This is a genomic window from Micromonospora globbae, from assembly GCF_036184225.1.
Lineage (GTDB): Bacteria > Actinomycetota > Actinomycetes > Mycobacteriales > Micromonosporaceae > Micromonospora > Micromonospora globbae.
On the sequence record NZ_CP108084.1, the window covers coordinates 6,660,421 to 6,682,477 of the forward strand.

Here is a 22,057-nt window from a genome sequence, read left to right on the forward strand (position 1 = left end):
TAGCATGAGCCCGTGCCGACGAACTTCATCGCCGGGCCGGTCCGGGTCCGGGTCCCCGCCACCAGCGCCAACCTGGGGCCGGGCTTCGACGCGTTGGGGCTCGCCCTCGGTCTCCACGACGACGTGAGCGCCGAGATCGTGCCGACCGGGGTGCGCGTGACGGTGACCGGGCAGGGCGCGGGCGAGCTGCCCGACGACGACCGGCACCTGGTGGTCCGGTCGATGCGCGCGGCCTTCGAGCGGCTCGACGCGCGACCCACGGGCCTCGCCGTGGAGTGTGTCAACCGCATCCCGCAGGCGCGCGGGCTGGGGTCGTCGTCGGCGGCCATCGTCGCGGGGGTGTTGCTGGCCCGGGCGCTGGTGACCGACGGCGAGCGCCGGCTCGACGACGGGGCGGTGCTCCGGCTCGCCGCCGAGCTGGAGGGGCATCCCGACAACGTGGCGCCGTGCCTGCTCGGCGGGTTCACCGTCGCCTGGACCGAGCCCACCGGGGCCCGGGCCGTCTCCCGCGAGGTCGCGGAGGGCGTACGCCCCACTGTCTACGTGCCCACCGAGCGCGGGCTGACCGCGGAGGCCCGGGCGGCGCTGCCCGCCACCGTGCCGCACGGCGACGCGGCGTTGACGGCCGGGCGGGCGGCCCTGCTCGTGCACGCCATCACCACCGACCCGACGCTGCTGCTGCCGGCCACCGTCGACCGGCTGCACCAGGACTACCGGGCCGCCGGCATGCCGGCCACGGCCGCCCTGGTGCGTGCGCTGCGTGAGGCCGGTGTGGCCGCTGTGGTCAGCGGGGCGGGTCCAACTGTGCTCGCGCTCAGCGATCCGCCCGAGGGCTTCGACCCGGGAAGAGACTGGCAGGTCTGGCGGTTACCGATAGATGTCAGCGGTGCCCGGGTCGCCCGGGGTAGACTTGGACACGCCGAGCGGGACCCTGTTGCCGCAGGTCGGAAGAGTTGATTACGCTCTAGACTTAGCACAGCCGCGAAGCATGCGATCTTCCTGCGGGTCGGCGCACCCCCGAAGCTCTCGGCGGTCAGCCCGTCACCCCTGCCAAGGCCCAACGCCGCACCGCAGTTTCCACAGGTCGCCGCAGACGGCGAGACCTGCTCACCGATGTTGGTGAGTCGGGAAACCGACCGGCTGCTGTGTTACAGACTCCCGCGCCGCGTTCGTGCGAGGCGGGTGCACCGAGGCCGCCCGGCCACCTGCTCTGTCGACTCCGGGCAGTCCCGGCCTATCGAGGGAAGGAATCCATTGAGCGACACCACCGACGTGACGTCGGATGTTTCCAACGTCGCTGGCGAAGCCACCAACGCCGCTCCCACCCGTCGTCGGCGTGGCGGCACCGGTCTGTCGGCGATGCTGCTGCCAGAGCTCCAGAGCCTGGCCGCGTCGCTCGGCATCTCCGGCACGGCTCGCATGCGTAAGGGCGAGCTGATCAGCGCGATCACCGAGCGGCAGGGCGCCGCCGCCGGGACCCCTCGACCGCGGGCCGAGGTCGCGGCCGCGGCCGCTCCCGCGCGGGAAGAGGTGCACGCCGAGGTCCGGGAGACCACCGAGCGGCCGGAGGCCGAGCGGCGTACCGCCGAGCAGGCGCCCGCCGAGCAGGCCACCGTCGAGACGGAGGGCCGTGGCCGGACCCGGCGCCGGGGCGCCGCCGCGGAGGCGCGAGCCGCCGAGGCGCGTACGGCGGAGACGCGCACCGACGAGGCCGAGGCCGGCGAGCGCGCCGACCGCGGCGGACGCGAGCGCGGTGAGCGTGCCGAGCGCGGTGAGCGTGCGGAGCGTGCCGAGCGCGCGGAGCGCGGCGAGCGTGGCGAGCGTGCGGAGCGCGGCGACCGGGCCGAGCGCGGTGAGCGTGGCGAGCGCGGTGAGCGTGCGGAGCGCGGCGACCGGGCCGAGCGCGGTGAGCGTGGCGACCGGGCCGACCGTGCCGAGCGCGGTGAGCGTGGCGAGCGGGCCGAGCGCAACGACCGTGGCGACCGCAACGAGCGGGGCCAGCGTGCCGAGCGGGACACCGACGGCGAGGAGGACGGCGAGAGCGGCGGCCGGCGTGGCCGGCGCAGCCGCTTCCGGGACCGTCGCCGTGGCCGGGGCGAGCGCTCCGAGGGCGGCGACGGCGGTCGCGAGCCGCAGGTCAGCGAGGACGACGTGCTCGTCCCGGTGGCCGGCATCATCGACGTGCTCGACAACTACGCCTTCGTACGGACGACCGGCTACCTGGCCGGCCCGAACGACGTGTACGTGTCGATGTCCCAGATCAAGAAGTACGGCCTTCGCCGCGGTGACGCGATCACCGGTGCGGTCCGCGCGGCCCGGGAGGGCGAGCAGCGGCGGGACAAGTACAACCCGCTGGTCCGCCTCGACACGATCAACGGGATGGAGCCCGAGGAGGCCAAGCGCCGCCCCGAGTTCTACAAGCTCACCCCGCTCTACCCGCAGGAGCGACTGCGGCTGGAGACCGAGCCGCACATCCTGACCACCCGTGTCATCGACCTCGTGATGCCGATCGGCAAGGGCCAGCGGGCGCTCATCGTGTCGCCGCCGAAGGCGGGCAAGACGATGGTGCTGCAGGCGATCGCGAACGCGATCACGCGCAACAACCCGGAGTGCCACCTCATGGTGGTGCTCGTGGACGAGCGGCCCGAAGAGGTCACCGACATGCAGCGGTCGGTGAAGGGCGAGGTCATCGCGGCCACGTTCGACCGTCCGCCGCAGGACCACACCACGGTGGCGGAGCTGGCGATCGAGCGGGCGAAGCGCCTCGTCGAGCTGGGTCACGACGTCGTCGTGCTGCTCGACTCGGTGACGCGGCTCGGCCGGTCGTACAACCTGGCGGCGCCGGCCAGCGGCCGGATCATGTCGGGTGGTATCGACTCCACGGCGCTCTACCCGCCGAAGCGCTTCCTCGGCGCGGCTCGCAACATCGAGAACGGCGGCTCCCTGACCATCCTCGCCACGGCGCTGGTCGAGACCGGCTCCATGGCGGACACGGTCATCTTCGAGGAGTTCAAGGGCACCGGTAACGCGGAGCTGAAGCTGGACCGGAAGATCGCCGACAAGCGGACCTTCCCGGCCATCGACATCCACCCGTCCGGCACGCGCAAGGAGGAGATCCTGCTCGCGCCGGAGGAACTGGCCATCATCCACAAGCTCCGCAAGGTCCTGCACTCGCTGGACTCGCAGGCGGCGCTGGACCTGCTGCTGGACCGCCTGAAGCAGTCCCGCACCAACATCGAGTTCCTCATGCAGATCGCGAAGTCCACGCCGGGGGAGTGACCTCTCCCGACGGGGGAACCCACGAAGGGCACGGCCACGGCCGTGCCCTTCGTCGTGTCCGCGTCCGGTCGCTCGACGCCCGACGACCGCGTCCCCATCCGGTGTCCGTGCGCCGGTCCCGCTGTCGGATGCGCGTCCGGCGCCCGCCGGCAGCCGCGGCTCCCGGGTGAGCCGGCGGTCGTGGCTCCCGGGTGAGCCGGCGGTCGCGAGTGGACGGCGGCCGGGGCCACGACGCCGTCGAAGTTTTCCTTCGGTTAAGGCGTCGCCTATTGAAACTTCTATTCACCGTCCGGTTGACTGTCGTCCATGCGTACCCGCAGACGATCCCTCGCCGGCGTCCTGCTGCTGACGCCCCTGCTCACCCTGGCCGGTCCGCTCCCGGTCGGTGCCGCCCCACCGACGCCCGCGGCCGGCCCGTCCGGCACCCTCGCCGAGGACGCCCCGCGCGCCTCGTCCCTGACCTCCGAGCCGGTCGCCCTCGCCCCGTCCCGGCAGGCCGGTCCGGCCGCCGCGGGCGGTGTGGAACCGGCCGGCGGCCTGGAGACCGCGAAGAAGACCCGGCCGGTCGCGCCGGGCGTCCAGCTCACCTCGTTCGACCGCTACGACGCGGACGGCTGGCTGCGCGCCGACGCGCTCACCGCCGACCTGAGCGGCGGTGTCACCGTCGACTACGTCAACTCGGGCGCGGTGAGCCGGGCCGAACCCCTGCGCGCCGCCGTGGACCGCACCCGTGCCGTCGCGGCCGTCAACGGCGACTTCTTCGACATCAACAACTCCGGCGCCGCCCAGGGCGTCGGCATCCGCAGCGGCGAGCTGATCCAGTCGGCGGTCAGCGGGCACCGCAACGCGGTGGCCGTGACCACCGAGGGCGTCGGCCGGGTGATCGAGGTGAACTTCGACGGCACCGCGACCCTGCCCACCGGTCCGGTCCCGCTCACCCAGTTCAACAACATGGTCCAGGCCGGCGGCATCGGCGTGTTCACCGCGCTCTGGGGGTCGTACACCCGGGAACGTGCGGTGGCGGGCGCGGCGCGCGTCACCGAGGTCACGGTGGTCGACGGCCGCGTCACCGGCGTGGCCTCGGCCGCCGGCAGCGGCCAGGTGCCCGCCGGCACCACCATCCTGCTCGGTCGGGAGGCGGGCGCCGACGCGCTCGCCGGGTTGCGACCGGGTGACCCGGTGAGCGTGGCCTGGCAGCCGAAGCCGTCGGACGGCAGCCGCCTGCACGCCGCCGTGGGAGGCGGCAACGTGCTGGTCCGCGACGGCGTGGTGCAGACGATCGCCGACACGTCGCTGGCCCCGCGCACGGCCGTCGGCTTCACCGCCGACGGACGCAAGATGATCATGCTGACGGTGGACGGCCGCCACGTCGACAGCCGGGGCGTCACCCAGACCGAAATGGGCCGCATGATGGCCGAGCTGGGCGCCCACCACGCGCTCAACCTCGACGGCGGCGGCTCGTCGACGCTGCTCGCCCGCGAGCCCGGCGCGGCGACCGTCCAGGTCGAGAACACCCCGTCGGACGGCTCGGAGCGCCCGGTCCCCAACGGTCTCGCCCTCTACGCACCGCAGGGCAGCGGGCGGCTGACCGGCTTCTGGGTGGAGACGGCCAGCGACCCCACGGCCGCGCCGGGCGTCTCCCCGGTGCGGGGCGGCCGGCCCGACCGGGTCTTCCCCGGGCTCACCCGCCGGCTCACCGCCGCCGGACACGACGAGACGTACGGGCCGGCGGCCGGCGCACCCACCTGGCGGGTCACCCCGGCGGTGCACGGGCGGGTCGACCGCGACGGCGTGTTCCGCGCCCTGGTCCCCGGCGCCGCCACCGTGACGGCCAGCCGGGGCCGGGCGGAGGGCTCCCTGGACCTCACGGTGCTCGGGCCGTTGCAGCGGATCGACTCCACGGTCGAGCGCATCGGTCTGACCGGTCGCGACGGCAGCTCCCTGTTCGGCGTCGTCGGCCTCGACGCCGAGGGGAACACCGCACCGATCGAGCCCGCCGACCTGAAGCTCGACTACGACCGCGACCTGCTCCGCATCGCGCCGAACGCCGACGGCAACCTGGTCGTCACGGCGCTGCGCGACTCCGGTTCCGGGCTGGTCACCGTCCACGTCGGAACGAAGAAGACCGTGATCGCGGTGACCGTGGGCCTCACCGACCAGCCGGTGGCCGACTTCGAGGACGCGTCCGCCTGGAAGTTCAGCCAGGCACGGGCGAGCGGTTCCGTCGCGCCGGCGCCGGGCCACACCGGCACCGGCCTGAAGATGACGTACGACTTCAGCCAGTCGACCGGCACCCGGGCCGCGTACGCCGACCCGCCCGCCTGGATCGAGGTGCCCGGCCAGCCGCAGGCGTTCGGCATGTGGATCCACGGCAACGGCAAGGGGGAGTGGCCGAGCCTGCACCTGCACGACGCCCAGGACACCCAGCACGTGCTGCGGGGGCCGTACATCACCTGGACCGGATGGCGGTACGTCGAGTTCGCGGTCCCCGCCGGGGTGCAGTACCCGGTGCGGATCCGGCGGTTCTACGTGGCGGAGACCAACGCCGCCGCCCAGTACACCAGCGAGATCGTCATCGACGACCTGGTGGCGAAGGTGCCGCCGTCGGTGGACGCGCCCGCCGAGCCGTCGCGTACCGACCGGGTGGTCGTCACCGACGGCACGGTCGACGGCGCGCCGTGGCGCTTCGCCGTGATGTCCGACGCGCAGTTCGTGGCCGCCGACCCGGACAGCGAGCTGGTCGCCCAGGCCCGCCGCACGCTGCGTGAGATCCGGGCGGCACGGCCGGACTTCCTGGTCGTCAACGGTGACCTCGTGGACACCGCGTACCCGGAGGACTTCGCGCTGGCGAAGCGGCTGCTCGACGAGGAGCTGGGGGACGCCGTTCCCTGGTACTACGTGCCCGGCAACCACGAGATCATGGGGGCGCCGATCGGCAACTTCCAGGCCGTGTTCGGTGACACGTACCGGACCTTCGACCACCGGGGCACCCGGTTCGTGACGCTGAACACGTCCACCGGTTCGCTGCGTGGTGGCGGCTTCGACCAGGTCCGCATGCTGCGCGCGGCGCTCGACTCGGCCGCCACCGACCCGACGGTCGGCTCGGTGGTCGTCCTGCACCACCACCCGCCGCGCGACCCCACCCCGGCCAAGGCGAGCCAGCTCGGTGACCGCAAGGAGGCGGCGCTGCTGGAGCAGTGGCTGGCCGACTTCCAGCACCGCACCGGCAAGGGCGCGCTCTTCGTCGGCGGCCACGTGGGCACCTTCCACGCCGAGCGGGTGGACGGCGTCCCGTACGTCGTCAACGGCAACTCGGGCAAGACGCCGTCGACCCCCGCCGACCGCGGCGGCTTCACCGGCTGGACGGAGTTCGGGGTCGACCCGGTCACCGCCGCCGAGGCCGACCGGGCCCGGCGCAGCCCGCTCGCCGAGGGGCCGCGCTGGGTGGCGGCCGAGGTCCACGCCCACACGGACGCGGTCACCGTGACGGCGCCGGCGAGCATCGAGGTGGGCGTCCCGGTGACCGTCGCCGCGACGCTCCAACAGCCGGGCGGACGGGCCGTGCCGGTGGCCGCGCCGGTCAGCGCGGACTGGTCCGCCTCCCCGAACGTGCACGTCGGGCCGGTGACGGGCCTGCGGCCGTGGCACGCGGCCTGGTTCGACCCGGCCACCGGCCGGCTCGTGGCGCTGCGGTCCGGCGCCTCGCTGGTGCTCGCGGTGACGGTCAACGGCGTCCGCGCCGAGGCCACGGTCACCACCGCCGCCGCGAGCCGCGCCGCCGCCTGAGGTGGCCAGCGGGGCCCCTCCCCGGCCGGACCGGTCGAGGAGGGGCCCCGCTCGCACGGTCAGAAGTCGCCGTCGGCCACCTGGAACACGGTGAGACCCAGGGCGCGCCACATCCGGACCACCTGGACACGGTCGTCGAAGACGCCGACCACCCGGTACCGGTCCCGGATCTCCCGCTCGTAGATCTCCCGCTTGACCACCGAGTCCTTGCGGGAGTCGCCGACCGCCCGCAGGTGCAGGGCGAGGTACGGCACCCGGACGTGCCGGGCCAGCCACGCCACGGTGTCCGCCCGCGCCGAGGCGTCCCGACCGGAGCAGAACACCACCCCGTACCCGGCCGAGTGCATGGCGCGCACGGCCGCGATCACCGCCTCGTTCGGCTGGTCCTCGCCGACCCGGGTCATGTCGTACGGGCTGCGGGACACGTTCAGCGCCACGGTGCCGTCGATGTCCACGAGGACGATCTCCGGCGCCCCGGTCGGCGCCGGGTGCACCCGGGCCGGGCGGCCCGTGCGGGCCTGCGGCACCGGCAGCGGCAGGGGCCGTCCCTCGAGGTAGCGCGCGTGCAGCCGCCGGATGGCGGCCTCGCCGACCCGGTCCGCCTCGGGCCGCGTCGCGTCCCGGCGCAGGCACTCGTCCAGCGGCACGTCGGTGAAGTCGTGCACCTCGAACTCGGCGCCGTACCGGGCGGCCAACTCGGCCCAGTCGCGCAGCGTCCGCGCCCGCAGGTTGGTGTCGTCGACACAGACGTCGGCCCGGGCCCGCAGCAGCGCCTCGACCTGCGCCCGCTGGGCGACGGTCACCTGCGCCTCCGCCCACTGCGTGAAGAGGCGCTCGCCGTGCAGCATCCGCCGCAGGTCGTCCCGGTTCACGCGGACCACGGACGGCTGGAGCCGCCGTGCGAAGGTGGTCTTCCCCGAGGCGGGCAGACCTCGGGTCGCGATCAGGCGGGGCATACCGCTCACCTCCGTGTCCGTCGACCTCCGGCGGCCGTTGACCACCGCCGCGTTCCGGGTCGATCGTGCCCCGTCCGGGGTACGCCGGCCCGCACCGGAGCCCCGTGAATGCCCCGCCGGCCGGCGGGAATGCCGGAAGGATGCCGGGCGTTGTCGATGCCGGACCTGCTGTGCCGCCCGATGACGGGCCCGGCCCGCGCCCATGGCACACTGGTCAATCGGCCACCGGTTCCGGTTCACGCCCGAGCCCGTCGTACGGAGCGGCGGGTGGTGACGGCGACCCGGCGACCACCGACGAAAGGACCGAGGCGACATGAAGCCCAACATCCACCCGGAGTACGTGACCACCGAGGTCACCTGCTCCTGCGGCAACACCTTCACGACCCGCAGCACCGCCAAGGGCGGGGCGATCCACGTCGAGACCTGCAGCGCCTGCCACCCGTTCTACACCGGTAAGCAGCGCGTGCTCGACACCGCCGGCCGGGTCGCCAAGTTCCAGCAGAAGTACGCCAAGGTTCAGGCCAAGAAGGGCAAGTAGCTCCTCGTTCGGCGCCCGCGTCCGGTTCCGCACCGGACGCGGGCGCCGTCCGTATTGCGGCCGTTTCCCGGCCGCGCCGCCGGCCCGTACCCCCGTCCTCCCCGCCGTCGAAGGAGCATCCGCAGCATGAGCAGCGAGCGTCTGACCGCTCTCCTCGACGAGTACGCCGAGCTGGAGAAGCGGCTGGCCGACCCGGGCATCCACGCCGACCAGGCCACCGCGCGGCGGGTCGGCCGCCGGTACGCCGAGCTGGTGCCGCTGCACAAGGCGGCCGGTGAGCTGGCGCAGGCGCGGGCCGACCTGGCCGCCGCGCGGGAGCTGGCCGCCGAGGACCCGTCCTTCGCGGCCGAGGCCGAGTCGATCGCGGCGTCCCTGCCCGCGCTCGAGGAGCGCCTGGCGGAGCTGCTCATCCCCCGGGACCCGCACGACGCCAAGGACGTCATCGTCGAGATCAAGGCGGGCGAGGGTGGCGAGGAGTCCGCCCTGTTCGCCGGCGACCTGCTGCGGATGTACACCCGGTACGCCGAGCGGCGGGGCTGGCTGGTCGAGGTGATCGACTCGCAGGACTCCGACCTGGGCGGGGTGAAGGACGTCTCGCTGGCCATCAAGAGCAAGGGTGTGCCGGAGGGGGGCAACGGCGTCTGGTCCCGGCTCAAGTGGGAGGGCGGGGTGCACCGCGTGCAGCGGGTCCCGGTCACCGAGTCGCAGGGCCGGATCCACACCAGCGCCGCCGGTGTGCTGGTGCTCCCGGAGGCCGAGGAGGTCGACGTCACGATCGACCCCAACGACCTGCGGATCGACGTCTTCCGCTCGTCCGGCCCGGGCGGTCAGTCGGTGAACACCACCGACTCGGCGGTCCGGATCACCCACCTGCCGACCGGGATCGTGGTCTCCTGCCAGAACGAGAAGTCGCAGCTGCAGAACCGCGAGCAGGCCATGCGCATCCTGCGCGCCCGGCTCCTGGCCGCCGCGCAGGAGCAGGCCGACGCGGCCGCCTCGGACGCGCGCAAGGCGCAGGTCCGCACGGTCGACCGGTCCGAGCGGATCCGCACCTACAACTTCCCGCAGAACCGGATCACCGACCACCGGATCGGCTACACGGCGTACAACCTCGACCTGGCCCTCGCCGGCGAGCTGGACGGCGTGCTGGACGCGCTGGCCGAGGCCGACCGTGCCGCCCGCCTGGCCGGCGACGCCGAACTCGCCCGTCGCTGATCCCGCCCCGCGTCCGGTCCGGCCCCCGCAGCTTCGACCGCAGCGACGGGTCAGGAGGCGCGCGGGCGGGTCTTCGCGCGCAGCATCGCCCGGTCGGCCTCCTCGAACGCGGTGCTGAGCGCGTCGCGTAGCGCCGACCCGGTGCCGGAGACCTCGGCGAAGCCGACGCTCACGCCGACCGGCGTGCCGGGGACGAGCGCCTCCCAGTCCTCGCTGGCGACCGCCGCGCCGATACGGCGGGCCACCTCGGTGGCCTCGGCCATGCCGGCGCCGGGCAGCACCACGACGAACTCGTCGCCGCCGTAGCGGGCCACGAAGTCGCCCCGGCGCATCACCCGGTTGATCACCCCGGCGATGCGCTGGAGCACCAGGTCACCCGAGTGGTGTCCGTGGCGCGTGTTGACCGCCTTGAAGCCGTCCAGGTCGCAGACCCCGATGACCACGCGCTCGCCGCGGGCGACGACGCTGGCGATGTAGCGCTCCAGCCGGCGCCGGTTCGGCAGCCCGGTCAGCGGGTCGGTGAGCGCCTCGCCCTCGTAGCGCGCGGCCTCCCGGCGCATCTCCTCGTGGTCGATCCGGGCCGCGATGCCGTCGATGTAGACGTCCCGCAGCCGGTCGTTGCGCTGGGCCGCCAGCCGGAACGCCAGCCGGTCCACCCGGTGCGCCGCCGCGTGGTCGCCGGCCCGTGCCAGCGCGATGCTGCGCAGCCGCGCCGGCTCGGCGGCGCCGAGCGTCTCGCTCGACACCCGTACGGAGTCCAGCCGGGTGACCGCCTCGATGGGCCGGCCGGCGGCGATGGCGAGGCAGACCGTGCCGAGGTCACGCATGTCGCGGGCCCGGGCGCTGTCGCCGCCGTGGGCGAGCAGCCGGGCGGGCGCGGCCTCGTCGCCGGGCTCGATCTCGTCGCCGAGCGCGGCGCGTCGGGCCGCCGCGTAGCCGTACGCGGCGAGGCTGCTGGGGCGCAGCCGGCCGGCCCGCCCGCTCCGGAGGAAGCGGGCGAGGTCGGAGGCCACGTCGCGGAGCACCCGCAGGCAGCCGTCGCTGTCCCCGTTGTGGTCCAGCGCGACGGCGTTGCGCAGCCGGATGCCGGGTGCGGCGAACGTCTCCTCGGGGATGCCGGCCGTGAGGCCGAGTTGCCGGGCCCGCTCGATGGCGCCCAGGGCGTACCCGTGGAAGCTGAGGTAGGAGTACGCCATGGCGAGGTCGTGCCAGCCCCAGGCGGTGTCCCGGTCCGGGTCCTCGACGGCGTTCAGCGCGCGGGCGGCCTTGACCAGGTGGGTGACGCAGCGGTCGAGCGCGCCCTGGTGGTGGGCGGCGAGCGCGGCCAGCGCGTTGAGGTGGCCGTGCAGGTAGGGCTCCGGGAGGTCGCGGACGGCCGCGGAGGCCTCCTCGATGGCCCGGGTGAACTCCGCCGTACGTCCGAGATTGATCAGGGCGGAGAGGCGTTGCACGAGCGCGTCGGCGCGCGTGCGGGGATCGGTCGTGGTGTGCAGGACCCGCTCGAGCACCGTGTACGCCTCGGCGGAACGGCTGGACTCCTGCAACGCCCGCGACTGCGTCAGCGCGTCAACCTGGTCACCGACCCGGTCGAGCCAACCCACCAGCGACCTCCTGTCGGCTGCGCCTGACGCACCCGATCGTGACGTGACCCGCGACGCTTCATGATTATGTCGTGACCACCGAGCCGCAACACCCCTCCGAAGGGACGAACCGGATCAGGCCCTCGATCGCCGTGGCGCGGGCGGCCCGGATCCTCACCGACGCCGGGGTGGAGGCCGCCCGTACGGAGGCCGAGCTGCTCGCCGCGTACGTGCTGGACGTGCCGCGCGGGCGGCTGGCCCTCGCCGACGGGTTCGACGGCGACCAGCTCGCCACGTTCGACGCGCTGGTGGCCCGGCGGGCCGGCCGCGAGCCGTTGCAGCACCTCACCGGCAGCGCGGCGTTCCGCCGCCTGGAGCTGGCCGTCGGGCCGGGTGTCTTCGTGCCCCGGCCGGAGACCGAGCTGCTCGCCGGCTGGGGGATCGCCCAGGGGCGGGGTCGGGAGGCGCCGCTCGTGGTGGACCTGTGCAGCGGGTCGGGGGCCATCGCCCTCGCCGTGGCGCAGGAGCTGTCGCAGGCCCGGGTCGTCGCCGTGGAGCGGTCTGCGGCGGCGCTGCGCTGGCTGCGGCGCAACGCCGCGGACCGGGCGGCGGCGGGTGACCGGCCGATCGAGGTGGTCGAGGCGGACGTCACCGCGCCGGACCTGCTGGCGGACCTGGTCGGCCGGGTCGACGTGCTGCTGTGCAACCCGCCGTACGTTCCGGCGGACACACTCGTGGCCCCAGAGGTGGCCGGGTACGACCCGGCCGAGGCGGTCTTCGGCGGCACGGACGGCCTGGCCGTGATCCGCCCGGTCGTCGCCCGCGCGGGCGCGCTGCTGCGCGCCGGCGGGGTGGTCGGCATCGAGCACGACGACACGCACGGCGCGGACGTGCCCGCGCTGCTCGTCGCCGACGGCCGGTTCACCGACGTGGCCGAGCACCGGGACCTCACCGGGCGGCCCCGCTTCGCCACCGCGTCCCGACGGGCGGACGGCCGCCGTCGCGAACCGTGACCGGCGTGGCAGACTGACTCCTCGTGATGCTCTACGACTGCCGGTCGCCCGCCGACCGGGACCGCGGCATCGCCGCGGCCATCGAGGCGGTCAAGAACGGGGAACTGGTCGTCCTGCCGACGGACACCGTGTACGGCATCGGCGCGGACGCGTTCACCCCGTACGCCGTGAAGGCCCTGCTGGACGCCAAGGGCCGCACCCGCCAGATGCCGCCCCCGGTGCTGATCGGTTCCCGGCACACCCTCGACGGTCTGGTCCTCTCCCTGCCCCGCGCCGCCCGTGACCTGGTCGAGGCGTTCTGGCCGGGCGCGCTCACCATCGTGGTCGAGCACTCGCCGAGCCTGCAGTGGGACCTGGGGGACAAGACCGGCACGGTGGCGGTGCGCATGCCGCTGCACCCGGTGGCCCTGGAGGTGCTGCGGGAGACCGGGCCGATGGCCGTCTCCTCGGCGAACAAGACGGGCCAGCCGGCGGCGGTCACCGCCGAGGAGGCCCGCGACCAGCTCGGCTACTCGGTCCGCGCCTACCTGGAGGCGGGCCCCTGCCCCGACCCGGTGCCGAGCACGATCGTGGACCTGACCGGCGAGGTGCCGCAGGTCCTGCGCCACGGCGCGATCCCGATGGAGAAGCTGCGCGACGTGGTGCCGGACATCACCGAGGGGGCCTAGTGCCGCCGTTCACGGTCCTGCACGTCTGCATGGGGAACATCTGCCGCTCGCCGATGGCCGAGCGGCTGCTCACCCTGGCGGTGCGGGACCGGCTGACGCGGCGCGGCGTCGATCCCGCCCGGGCCGACGAGCTGCTGCACAGCCACAGCGCCGGCACGGGCGGCTGGCACGCCGGTGAGGAGATGAACCCGCCGGCGGCCCGGCAGGTCACGTCGCGGGGAGGCGACGTGGCGGGGTTCGCCGCGCGCAAGCTCCGCTCGGACCACATCGACGCCGCCGACCTGGTCCTCACCGCCACGGCCGACCAGCAGGAGTACGTGGTGGCGCTGCGTCCCGACGCGGCCGACCGCACCTTCGTGCTCGGGGAGTTCGGCCGGCTGCTCGGCGCCGTGGACGCGGCCGGGCTGCCGCCGGCCGAGGCGACCCCGGACGCGGTGTACGCGCGCGGGGTCGCGCTGGTGGCGGCGGCGCACGCGGCGCGCCAGGGCGCCGGACCGCTCTCGACGGACGACCTGGACGACCCGTGGGGTCGGGGCGACCAGTGCTTCAGCCGGGTTGCCGACGAGATCGAGGAGACGGTGCAGCCGCTCGCGGCGACCCTGCTGCCGTGACTGTCGCGCCTCGCGAAATTCCTCCGGGTTTGCCCTAAACACGGGGCGAATCGGCGCATTCCGGGTCATCCTGAACGGGTCCTAGCGTGACCGGCTCCTGCGGGGAGAGCTGATGATCCGGGCCCATCTCGACAAAGTGCTGACCGTGTTGATCGCCGGCGTGCTGGCCGGGCTCGTGCTGGCGGGGGCCGCCCTTCCGGTCGCGCTGGTGTTCGGGATCGGGTTCAGCGCGCTCTCCACGCCCTACTCCGAACTGCCGAACACCCTCCGGACGCCGCCCACCGCCCAGCGTTCGAACCTCTACGCCAACGACGGCACCACCCTCATCACGTCCTTCTACGAGGAGGACCGGGTGGACGTGCCGCTGCAGGAGGTGGCGCCGGTCATGCGGCAGGCCATCGTGGCCGCCGAGGACACCCGGTTCTACGAGCACAGCGGGGTGGACCTGCGCGGGGTGGCCCGCGCCTTCACGGTCAACCAGCGCGACGGGCAGACCCGGCAGGGCGCCTCCACGCTGACCATGCAGTACGTGCGCAACGTGCTGAGCAGCGATCCCCGCCTCTCCGAGAAGCAGCGCAAGGCGGCCACCGAGGTCAGCACGGCCCGCAAGGTGCAGGAGATGCGGTACGCGCTCGCCCTGGAGCGGGAGCTGAACAAGGAGGACATCCTCGTCCGCTACCTCAACATCGCGTACTTCGGCGCCGGGGCGTACGGGATCGCGGCGGCCAGCAAGCGGTTCTTCTCGAAGTCGCCGGCCGACCTCACGCTCGCCGAGGCGGCGTTGCTCGCCGGCCTGGTGCGCTCGCCGCACACCGACGAGCCGATCAACGGTGACGCGGACGCGGCGCTCGCCCGCCGGGCGTACGTGCTGGACCGGATGGTCGAGACCGGCCAGGTCCCGGCCGACGTCGCGGCGCGCGCCAAGGCCGAGCCGCTGAACCTGCGGCCCAGCGAGACCCCGAACGACTGCACGGCGGTGCCGGGGGAGCACAACGACTGGGGCTTCTTCTGCGACTGGTTCACCCGGTGGTGGAGCGCCCAGCCGGCGTTCGGCGCCACGGCCGACGAGCGGCAGCGCGCCCTGCGCCGGGGCGGCTACTCGATCGTCACGTCCCTCGACCCGGCCGTGCAGCGCGCCACCGTCGAGCAGGTGCTGAGCGTCTACCCGAAGACCGACCGCCGGGCCGCGCCCACGGCGGTGATCCAGCCCGGCACCGGCCGGGTGCTCGCCATGGCCGTCAACCGCACCTACAGCGTCGACGAGAACCCGGACGGTGGGGAGAACTACCCGAACACCGTCAACCAGCTCGTCGCCGGCGGCGGGACGATCGAGGGGTACCAGGCCGGCTCCACCTTCAAGCTCTTCACGATGCTGGCCGCCCTGGAGGCCGGCCTGCCGCTGCGGACCGAGTACGACGCGCCGGGCCGGCTCGTCACGAACTTCCCGGTCACCGGGGAGGCGAGCTGTGGCGGGCGCTGGTGCCCGGAGAACGCCTCGGTGTCGCTGGACGGGCGGCACGACATGTGGAGCGCGTTCGGCAGGTCGGTCAACACGTACTTCGCCTGGCTCATCGAGCGGGTCGGCGCGGACCGGGTCGTCGAGATGGCCCAGCGGCTCGGCATCGTCTTCCGCTCCGAGTCCGACGCCCGGCTGGCGCGGGAGGGCGCGAAGGAATGGGGACCGTTCACCCTCGGCGTCTCGGCCACCACGCCGCTGGACCTCGCCGGCGCTTACGCCGCGGTGGCCGCCGAGGGGACCTGGTGCGCGCCGCTGCCCGTGGTGTCGGTCACCGACGCGGCCGGGAGGCCGGTGGCGGCCGGCCGGCCGGACTGCCGCCAGGTGCTCGACACCGACGTGGCGCGGGCGGCCGCCGACGCGGCCCGGTGCCCGGTGGGCGACCAGTCGATGTACCAGGGGTGCGACGGCGGCACGGCGGAGTCGCTGCGGCAACGGCTGGGCCGGCCGGTCGCGGGCAAGACGGGCAGCTCCGAGCGGTACGCGACGGAGACGGTCGTGGCGTTCACCCCGCAGCTCGCGGTCGCCACGATGGCCACGAACCCGGACGATCCGCGGGACGCCGTGGGGCAGGCCGTGCAGTCGCGGCTGGTGGCGGCGGTCGGTGAGGTGCTCTCGTTCGGCCTGCGCGACGAGCCGGTACGGGACTTCGTGCCGCCCAGCGAGCGGATCGCGTACGAGGTCACCGGCCCGCGGACGGGGAACTGAGGCCGGCGGCCCGCTCGGCGCCGCGGGCGATGTTGCGGGCCATCCCGCCGAAGACCACCGCGTGGAACGGCGCCACCGCGCCCCAGTACGCGTGACCGGCCAGCCCGCGCGGCAGGAACACGGCCCGCTGCTGGTACCGGCTGCGCCCGCCGTCGCGCGGCAGCGCGCGCATCTCCAGCCAGGCCCGGCCGGGCAGCCGCATCTCCGCCCGCAGCCGCAGCAGCTTCCCCGGCTCGATCTCCTCCACGCGCCAGAAGTCCAGCGCCTCGCCGACCTGGAGCCGGTGCGGATCGCGCCGCCCCCGGCGCAGCCCCACCCCGCCGATCAGCCGGTCCAGCCAGCCACGGACGGACCAGGCGAGCGGGAACGAGTACCAGCCGTGCTCGCCGCCCACGCCCTCGATGACCCGCCAGAGCGCCTGCACGGGAGCGTCGACCTCCCGCTCCCGCAGGTCGGTGTAGGCGGTGCCGCCGGACCACCGCGGGTCGCTGGGCAGCGGCTCGGCCGGGGCGTGCGGGCCGCTCGCGGTCGACCAGCGCGTCTCCACCTCGGCGTTGCGGACCCGGGCGAGCGCCAGCTCGAGCGCCCGGTCGATGCCGGTGAGCCCCTCGGGCGGGTCGGGAACGAACGCGGCGATGTCGTGCTCGTGGGCGACCGCCTCGTGGATGAGGCTGCCCACGAGCGGCCGGGCGATCGCGTTCGGCACCGGGGTCACCAGCCCGACCCAGTACGACGACAGCGCCGGCGTGAGCGCCCGCACCGGGACGATGACGCGCCGGGGCAGACCGGCCACCCGCGCGTAGCGCTGGATCATGTCCTCGAAGGTGAGCACGTCCGGGCCGCCGATGTCGAAGGCGCGGTTGACCTCGGGCGGCAGTCCCGCGCAGGCGACGAGGTAGCGCAGCACGTCCCGCACGGCGATCGGCTGGATGCGGTTGCGCACCCAGCGTGGGGTCACCATGGCCGGCAGCCGCTCGGTCAGGTACCGGAGCATCTCGAACGACGCCGAGCCGGACCCGATGATCACCGCGGCGCGGAGCACCGCCGTGGGCACGCCGCTGGCGAGCAGGATCCTGCCTACCTCGGCCCGGGAGCGCAGGTGGGCGGAGGTGCCGCCGTCGGCGGCCGGTTGCGGCCCGCCGAGGTACACGATCCGGCGTACGCCCGCGGCGCGGGCCGCGGCGGCGAACGTCTCGGCCGCCTCCCGGTCGGCCGACTCGAACCCGGCCTGGCCCAGCGAGTGCACGAGGTAGTAGGCCACGTCCACGCCGGCGACGGCGGCCGGCAGCGTCTCCGGACGGCGCAGGTCACCCTCGGCGATCTCCACGTCGGCGGCCCAGGGCACGTCACGCAGCCGGCCGGCGTTGCGGGCCAGGCAGCGCACCTGGTGCCCGTCGGCCAGCAGTCGCGGGACGAGCCGCCCGCCGATGTACCCCGTCGCGCCGGTGACCAGGCATCTCATGGTCTCCAGTCTGCGGCCCCCTAGACTGCTTCGTCGTGGACACCGTGACGAGCACCTTCTGGGGGCCGGATTTCGACCAGCTCCGGGCCACCGACCCGGAGATCGCCGGGGTGGTGCTCGGTGAGCTGGACCGGCTGCGCGGCGGGTTGCAGCTGATCGCCAGCGAGAACCTCACCTCCCCGGCGGTGCTCGCCGCGCTCGGCTCGACGCTCACCAACAAGTACGCCGAGGGCTATCCGGGACGGCGCTACTACGGCGGGTGCGCCGAGGTGGACCGGGCCGAGGCGATCGGCATCGCCCGGGCGAAGGACCTGTTCGGCGCCGACCACGCCAACCTGCAACCGCACTCGGGGGCCAGCGCCAACCTGGCCGCGTACGCGGCGCTCGTGCAGCCCGGCGACACGGTGCTGGCCATGGACCTGCCGCACGGCGGCCACCTCACCCACGGCAGCCGGGTCAACTTCTCCGGCAAGTGGTTCCACACCGTCGGCTACACCGTCCGGCGGGACACGGAGCTCATCGACTACGACGAGGTACGCGACCTGGCCCGGGCGCACCGGCCGAAAATGATCATCTGTGGGGCGACGGCGTACCCCCGGCTGATCGACTTCGCCCGGTTCCGGGAGATCGCCGACGAGGTCGAGGCGTACCTCATGGTGGACGCCGCGCACTTCATCGGACTGGTGGCCGGCAAGGCGATCCCCTCGCCGGTGCCGTACGCCGACGTGGTCTGCTGCACCACCCACAAGGTGCTCCGCGGCCCGCGCGGGGGCATGATCCTCTGCCGGGAGTCGCTGGCCCAGCGGATCGACAAGGCGGTCTTCCCGTTCACCCAGGGCGGGCCGCTCATGCACGCCGTGGCGGCCAAGGCGGTGGCACTGCGCGAGGCCGCCCAGCCCGAGTACCGGGCGTACGCCGCGCAGGTGGTCCGCAACGCGCAGGCGCTCGCGGCCGGGCTGGCCGAGGAGGGGATGCGGCCGGTCTCCGGCGGCACCGACACCCACCTGGCCCTCGTCGACCTGCGTGAGGTCGGTGTGACGGGAGCGGACGCGGAGGCGCGCTGCGACGCGGCCGCCATCACGCTCAACAAGAACGCGATCCCGTACGACCCGCAGAAGCCGATGGTCGCCTCCGGGATCCGGGTGGGCACGCCGAGCGTCACCACCCAGGGCATGCGGGAGCCGGAGATGCGGCAGGTGGCGAGCCTGATCGCCCGGGCCGTGCGTACCGACCCGGCCGCTCCCGGCGGCACGGCCGAGCTGGCCCGGATCGGCGCCGAGGTGGCCAACCTGGTCGCCGCGTTCCCGGCGTACCCCCGTGGCTGAGCCGACGACCCGCGGACAGCGGGCGGCCGAGGACCGGGGCTGGCGGCTGCGGCACCTGCCGGTGCTGCTCGCGGCGTCGGCGGTGCTGGCGGCCGGCGCGGCCGTCCTCGGCGGGGTGACCGGCGGCGGCGACGCGGCGCTCGGCGCCGCGCTCGGTGTCGCCGTCACGGTGGTCAGTTACAGCCTCACCACCGTGGTGCTGGCCTGGGCCGACTCCCGGAACTCGCAACTGGTGCTGCCCTTCGGCCTCGGCCTGTACGTCGCCAAGTTCACGCTGCTCGGCGTCGTGATGGTCGCCGTGGCGTCCACCGGGTGGTCCGGCCTGATCCCCCTCTGCCTGGGCATCGCCGCCGGCGTGGTGGTCTGGACGGGCGTGCACATCTGGTGGCTGACCGCGGTCCACGCCCGACGAACGCGCGCCTGAGCCGACGGCGCGTCCCACCTTTCGGGCGACGCGCCGTCGTGTCCCCGATCGGTCATTCTCTCCCCGGCCGAAGGGGAGTACCGTGCCTTGCGACGACTTCGCCCACCCGTGTCCCACACAACCAGGTTGTGCGGGGGGTGAGGCACAGCCTTCTCTGCTCGACTGATATCGTTCGCCCCGTCATGGCCGGTGACCAGAAACCCCCCAACGCTGGCGGCCCGGGCGACGTTCCGTCCGGTGCCGGTCAGGGTTGGACCGCGCTCAGCTACCTGATCGCGGGCATGCTCGTGTGGGGCTTCATCGGCTGGCTGGTTGACGGATGGCTGGACACCGGCGGCATCGCCACCGGCATCGGGATCGTCCTCGGCATGGCCGGGGGCGTCATCCTGGTCATCCGAAACCTCGGCACGCCTAAATAGGAAGGGACGCGGTGTTCGGACAGTCGAACGTCCTGGCACAGGGCGAGGTTAATTTCCCACCCAGCGTGGAGGACTTCTACCTGCCCAGCATCGCCCCGTGGGGCGCGCACAACAACTACTGGTTCACCAAGATCACGTTCATGGTGTGGCTGGCGGTCGGGATCCTGATCCTGTTCTTCCTGCTCACCTACCGCAAGCCGCAGCTGGTGCCGACCAAGAAGCAGTGGATCGCCGAGTCGATCTACGGCTTCGTGCGGAACAACATCGCGGTCGACATGATCGGGCACCAGGGCGTGCGGTTCGCGCCGTACTTCACGACGCTCTTCTGCTTCGTGCTGCTGACGAACTTCTTCGCGATCGTGCCGTTCTTCCAGATCTCGCCGAACTCGCACATCGCCTTCCCGGCGTTCCTCGCCTTGATCAGCTACGTGCTCTTCAACTGGGTCGGTATCAAGAAGCACGGCTTCGGCAAGTACTTCAAGCACGCCCTCATCCCGCCGGCGCCCTGGTACATCCTGCCGCTGCTGATCCCGATCGAGGCGTTCTCGACCTTCCTCGTCCGGCCCTTCTCGCTCGCCGTCCGTCTCTTCGCGAACATGTTCGCCGGCCACATGCTCCTGCTGGTCTTCACGCTCGGCGGCTTCGCGATGCTCAACGCCAACGCCCTGCTGGCGCCGGTCTCGGTGCTGTCCTGGGTGATGACCGTGGCGCTCACCTTCCTCGAGTTCCTGGTCATCGTCCTGCAGGCCTACGTCTTCACCGTGCTGACCGCCAGCTACGTGCAGGGCGCGCTCGCCGAGGAACACTGATCCACTCGCACCAACCGTTGTCGTCCCGCGTGACCGTCACGCGTGATAACCAGGAGGAACCACACCAATGGACGCTAGCGTTCTCGCCGCGGTAGAGGGCAGCACCGCCGCCATCGGCTACGGCCTCGCCGCCATCGGCCCGGGTATCGGCGTCGGCCTGGTCTTCGCCGCCTACATCCAGTCGACCGCCCGCCAGCCGGAGTCGTCGCGGATGACCCTGCCGTACGTCTGGATCGGCTTCGCCGTCATCGAGGCGCTCGCCCTGCTGGGTGTCGCATTCGGCTTCGTGTGGCAGGGCCAGCTCTAATCCCGCCCTTCGACCGGGAGGTCTTCCATGTACTTCCTCGCCGCAGAAGGCGGTGAAGCGCACAACCCGATCCTTCCGCTGTGGCAGGAGATCGTGGTCGGTGGCATCGCCTTCGTCATCCTCTGCTTCGTGCTCATGAAGTTCGTCTTCCCCCGCATGGAGCAGACGTTCCAGGCGCGCGTCGACGCGATCGAGGGTGGCATCAAGCGCGCCGAGGCCGCGCAGGCCGAGGCGAACCAGCTGCTCGAGCAGTACCGCGCGCAGCTCGCCGAGGCGCGCACCGACGCCGCCAAGATCCGGGACGACGCCCGGGCCGACGCCGAGGGCATCCGGCAGGACATCCTCGCCAAGGCGCGGGAGGAGGCCGACCGGGTCATCCAGGCCGGCAAGGACCAGCTCGCCGCCGAGCGGGCCACCATCGTGCGCGAGCTGCGCGCCGAGGTCGGCACGATCGCGGTGGACCTGGCCAGCAAGATCGTCGGTGAGTCGCTCGCCGACGAGGCGCGTCGCAAGGGCACCGTCGACCGGTTCCTGAGCAGCCTCGAGAGCACGGGGGCCCGCTGATGCAGGCCGCCAGCCGGGAGTCGTACAAGATCGCGGCCGAGCGCCTCGACGAGTACGTCCGCGGCGCGGAGCCGTCGGCGGTGGCCACCACCGCCGACGACATCCTCTCCGTCGCCGCCCTGCTGCGGCGGGAGCCGCGGCTGCGCCGGGTGCTCTCCGACCCCGCCCGGTCCGGCGCCGACCGGACCGGGCTGCTGGGCGACGTGCTCCGCGGCAAGATCGATTCCGAGGCGCTCGACCTGCTCGCCTCGCTGGTGTCCGGCCGCTGGTCGGCTCCGTCGGATCTGCTCGACGGCACCGAGCGGCTGGGCGTGGAGGCGCTGCTCGCCAGCGCCGACGTCGCGGGCGAGCTGGGCGAGGTCGAGGACGAGCTGTTCCGCTTCGGGCAGGTCGTGGCCGGCCAGCCGGACCTGGCCGCGGTGCTGGGCGACCCGATCGCCCCGGCGGCGCAGCGGGCCGGGCTGGCCCGCCAGCTGCTGGAGGGCAAGGCCCGCCCGGTCACGGTCCGTCTCGTCGAGGTGGCCCTCGCCGGTTTCGGGGGTCGGTCCTTCACCGGGGCGCTCACCCGACTGGTCGAGCTCGCCGCCGACCGGCGCGACCGGCAGGTCGCCTACGTGACGGTGGCCGCCCCGTTGAGTGACGAGGAGGAGCAGCGGCTGGGCGCTCGCCTCTCCGCGATATACGGTCGGGAGGTATCCGTCCGACAGACGGTGAACCCCGACGTCCTGGGCGGCGTGAGCGTTCGGGTCGGCTCCGACCTGTACGACGGCACCGTCCTGCGCCGCCTCAACGAGACCCGCAACGCGCTCGCGAAGCGCTGACGGCTCCCGCCGCGCAGCGCCCTGAACGACAGACGCCACTCGGACCGGTCGGTACT

Annotated in this window: 19 protein-coding genes; 16 read left to right on the top strand and 3 right to left on the bottom strand. The window is 73.6% G+C overall.

The window, feature by feature from the left end:
* Positions 1-12: 12 nt before the first annotated feature.
* The 3 genes from thrB to OG994_RS30555 all read left to right on the top strand — a co-directional run bounded on the left by thrB (position 13) and on the right by OG994_RS30555 (position 7,065).
* Positions 13-957: a homoserine kinase gene (thrB, locus tag OG994_RS30545; protein WP_328851737.1), complete on the top strand. Its 945-nt coding sequence runs from the start codon at positions 13-15 to the stop codon at positions 955-957.
* Positions 958-1,254: 297 nt separating this feature from the next.
* The gene (gene rho / locus OG994_RS30550; protein ID WP_328851738.1) at positions 1,255-3,279 is read left to right on the top strand and encodes a transcription termination factor Rho; all 2,025 of its coding nucleotides are present in this window, start codon (positions 1,255-1,257) and stop codon (positions 3,277-3,279) included.
* 306 nt (positions 3,280-3,585) lie between these two features.
* The gene (locus OG994_RS30555) at positions 3,586-7,065 is read left to right on the top strand and encodes a phosphodiester glycosidase family protein (protein ID WP_328851739.1); all 3,480 of its coding nucleotides are present in this window, start codon (positions 3,586-3,588) and stop codon (positions 7,063-7,065) included.
* Positions 7,066-7,124: 59 nt separating this feature from the next.
* Here the strand turns inward: OG994_RS30555 and OG994_RS30560 are convergent, their stop codons facing one another.
* Positions 7,125-8,021, bottom strand: coding sequence for a phosphatase domain-containing protein (locus OG994_RS30560; protein ID WP_328851740.1), 897 nt, complete (start codon positions 8,019-8,021; stop codon positions 7,125-7,127).
* Positions 8,022-8,334: 313 nt separating this feature from the next.
* On the opposite strand from OG994_RS30560, the gene rpmE reads away from it, so the two are divergent.
* Positions 8,335-8,559 (top strand): 50S ribosomal protein L31, encoded by a 225-nt coding sequence (rpmE, locus tag OG994_RS30565; RefSeq protein ID WP_120330440.1) that lies wholly within the window; start codon positions 8,335-8,337, stop codon positions 8,557-8,559.
* A gap of 126 nt (positions 8,560-8,685) precedes the next feature.
* The gene (gene prfA / locus OG994_RS30570) at positions 8,686-9,774 is read left to right on the top strand and encodes a peptide chain release factor 1 (RefSeq protein WP_328851741.1); all 1,089 of its coding nucleotides are present in this window, start codon (positions 8,686-8,688) and stop codon (positions 9,772-9,774) included.
* 50 nt (positions 9,775-9,824) lie between these two features.
* On the opposite strand, the gene OG994_RS30575 is transcribed toward prfA, so the two are convergent.
* A complete protein-coding gene (locus OG994_RS30575; RefSeq protein WP_120330442.1) occupies positions 9,825-11,375 on the bottom strand; it encodes a GGDEF domain-containing protein in 1,551 nt (516 codons plus the stop codon).
* Positions 11,376-11,446: 71 nt separating this feature from the next.
* Between OG994_RS30575 and prmC the strand changes: the two genes are divergently transcribed.
* The 4 genes from prmC to OG994_RS30595 all read left to right on the top strand — a co-directional run bounded on the left by prmC (position 11,447) and on the right by OG994_RS30595 (position 15,870).
* Positions 11,447-12,367 (top strand): peptide chain release factor N(5)-glutamine methyltransferase, encoded by a 921-nt coding sequence (gene prmC, locus OG994_RS30580; protein ID WP_328851742.1) that lies wholly within the window; start codon positions 11,447-11,449, stop codon positions 12,365-12,367.
* Between the two features lie 26 nt (positions 12,368-12,393).
* Positions 12,394-13,035, top strand: coding sequence for an L-threonylcarbamoyladenylate synthase (locus OG994_RS30585; protein WP_120330564.1), 642 nt, complete (start codon positions 12,394-12,396; stop codon positions 13,033-13,035).
* Entirely contained in the window at positions 13,035-13,646 is a 612-nt protein-coding gene (locus OG994_RS30590) for an arsenate reductase/protein-tyrosine-phosphatase family protein (RefSeq protein ID WP_120330444.1), read from the top strand. The genes OG994_RS30585 and OG994_RS30590 overlap by 1 nt, the downstream gene beginning before the upstream one ends.
* A 112-nt stretch (positions 13,647-13,758) precedes the next feature.
* Positions 13,759-15,870 carry a transglycosylase domain-containing protein gene (locus tag OG994_RS30595; protein WP_328851743.1) on the top strand — a complete coding sequence of 704 codons (2,112 nt, stop codon included), beginning with the start codon at positions 13,759-13,761 and terminating at the stop codon, positions 15,868-15,870.
* On the opposite strand, the gene OG994_RS30600 is transcribed toward OG994_RS30595, so the two are convergent.
* Positions 15,845-17,332, bottom strand: a complete 1,488-nt coding sequence (locus tag OG994_RS30600; protein WP_328851744.1) for an SDR family oxidoreductase — start codon at positions 17,330-17,332, stop codon at positions 15,845-15,847. The two genes, OG994_RS30595 and OG994_RS30600, sit on opposite strands and share 26 nt — an antisense overlap.
* Before the next feature lie 35 nt (positions 17,333-17,367).
* Here OG994_RS30600 and OG994_RS30605 point away from each other — a divergent pair, with 35 nt between their 5' ends.
* The 7 genes from OG994_RS30605 (at position 17,368) to OG994_RS30635 (ending at position 22,001) form a co-directional block, all read left to right on the top strand.
* Positions 17,368-18,657, top strand: a complete 1,290-nt coding sequence (locus tag OG994_RS30605) for a serine hydroxymethyltransferase (protein WP_204985260.1) — start codon at positions 17,368-17,370, stop codon at positions 18,655-18,657.
* On the top strand, positions 18,650-19,081 hold the full coding sequence (locus OG994_RS30610) for a hypothetical protein (RefSeq protein WP_120330447.1): 432 nt from the start codon (positions 18,650-18,652) through the stop codon (positions 19,079-19,081). The genes OG994_RS30605 and OG994_RS30610 overlap by 8 nt, the downstream gene beginning before the upstream one ends.
* 182 nt (positions 19,082-19,263) lie before the next feature.
* The gene (locus OG994_RS30615; protein WP_120330448.1) at positions 19,264-19,500 is read left to right on the top strand and encodes an AtpZ/AtpI family protein; all 237 of its coding nucleotides are present in this window, start codon (positions 19,264-19,266) and stop codon (positions 19,498-19,500) included.
* Between the two features lie 11 nt (positions 19,501-19,511).
* Entirely contained in the window at positions 19,512-20,309 is a 798-nt protein-coding gene (gene atpB, locus OG994_RS30620; RefSeq protein ID WP_120330449.1) for a F0F1 ATP synthase subunit A, read from the top strand.
* A 67-nt stretch (positions 20,310-20,376) separates the two neighbouring features.
* On the top strand, positions 20,377-20,616 hold the full coding sequence (locus OG994_RS30625; protein WP_120330450.1) for an ATP synthase F0 subunit C: 240 nt from the start codon (positions 20,377-20,379) through the stop codon (positions 20,614-20,616).
* Positions 20,617-20,643: 27 nt separating this feature from the next.
* Positions 20,644-21,180 (top strand): F0F1 ATP synthase subunit B, encoded by a 537-nt coding sequence (locus OG994_RS30630; RefSeq protein WP_120330451.1) that lies wholly within the window; start codon positions 20,644-20,646, stop codon positions 21,178-21,180.
* Positions 21,180-22,001 (top strand): F0F1 ATP synthase subunit delta, encoded by an 822-nt coding sequence (locus tag OG994_RS30635; protein ID WP_120330452.1) that lies wholly within the window; start codon positions 21,180-21,182, stop codon positions 21,999-22,001. Before OG994_RS30630 ends, OG994_RS30635 begins: the two co-directional genes overlap by 1 nt.
* Positions 22,002-22,057 lie beyond the last annotated feature (56 nt).

What these genes read in the sequence shown, in the direction of transcription:
- prfA (WP_328851741.1), top strand. Translation starts at nt 8,686, where the DNA reads ATGAGCAGCGAGCGTCTGACCGCTCTCCTCGACGAGTACGCCGAGCTG.
- OG994_RS30615 (WP_120330448.1), top strand. Translation starts at nt 19,264, where the DNA reads ATGGCCGGTGACCAGAAACCCCCCAACGCTGGCGGCCCGGGCGACGTT.
- rpmE (WP_120330440.1), top strand. Translation starts at nt 8,335, where the DNA reads ATGAAGCCCAACATCCACCCGGAGTACGTGACCACCGAGGTCACCTGC.
- OG994_RS30585 (WP_120330564.1), top strand. Translation starts at nt 12,394, where the DNA reads ATGCTCTACGACTGCCGGTCGCCCGCCGACCGGGACCGCGGCATCGCC.
- OG994_RS30600 (WP_328851744.1), bottom strand. Translation starts at nt 17,332, where the DNA reads ATGAGATGCCTGGTCACCGGCGCGACGGGGTACATCGGCGGGCGGCTC.
- OG994_RS30555 (WP_328851739.1), top strand. Translation starts at nt 3,586, where the DNA reads ATGCGTACCCGCAGACGATCCCTCGCCGGCGTCCTGCTGCTGACGCCC.
- OG994_RS30630 (WP_120330451.1), top strand. Translation starts at nt 20,644, where the DNA reads ATGTACTTCCTCGCCGCAGAAGGCGGTGAAGCGCACAACCCGATCCTT.
- OG994_RS30595 (WP_328851743.1), top strand. Translation starts at nt 13,759, where the DNA reads ATGATCCGGGCCCATCTCGACAAAGTGCTGACCGTGTTGATCGCCGGC.
- OG994_RS30625 (WP_120330450.1), top strand. Translation starts at nt 20,377, where the DNA reads ATGGACGCTAGCGTTCTCGCCGCGGTAGAGGGCAGCACCGCCGCCATC.
- OG994_RS30635 (WP_120330452.1), top strand. Translation starts at nt 21,180, where the DNA reads ATGCAGGCCGCCAGCCGGGAGTCGTACAAGATCGCGGCCGAGCGCCTC.
- OG994_RS30560 (WP_328851740.1), bottom strand. Translation starts at nt 8,021, where the DNA reads ATGCCCCGCCTGATCGCGACCCGAGGTCTGCCCGCCTCGGGGAAGACC.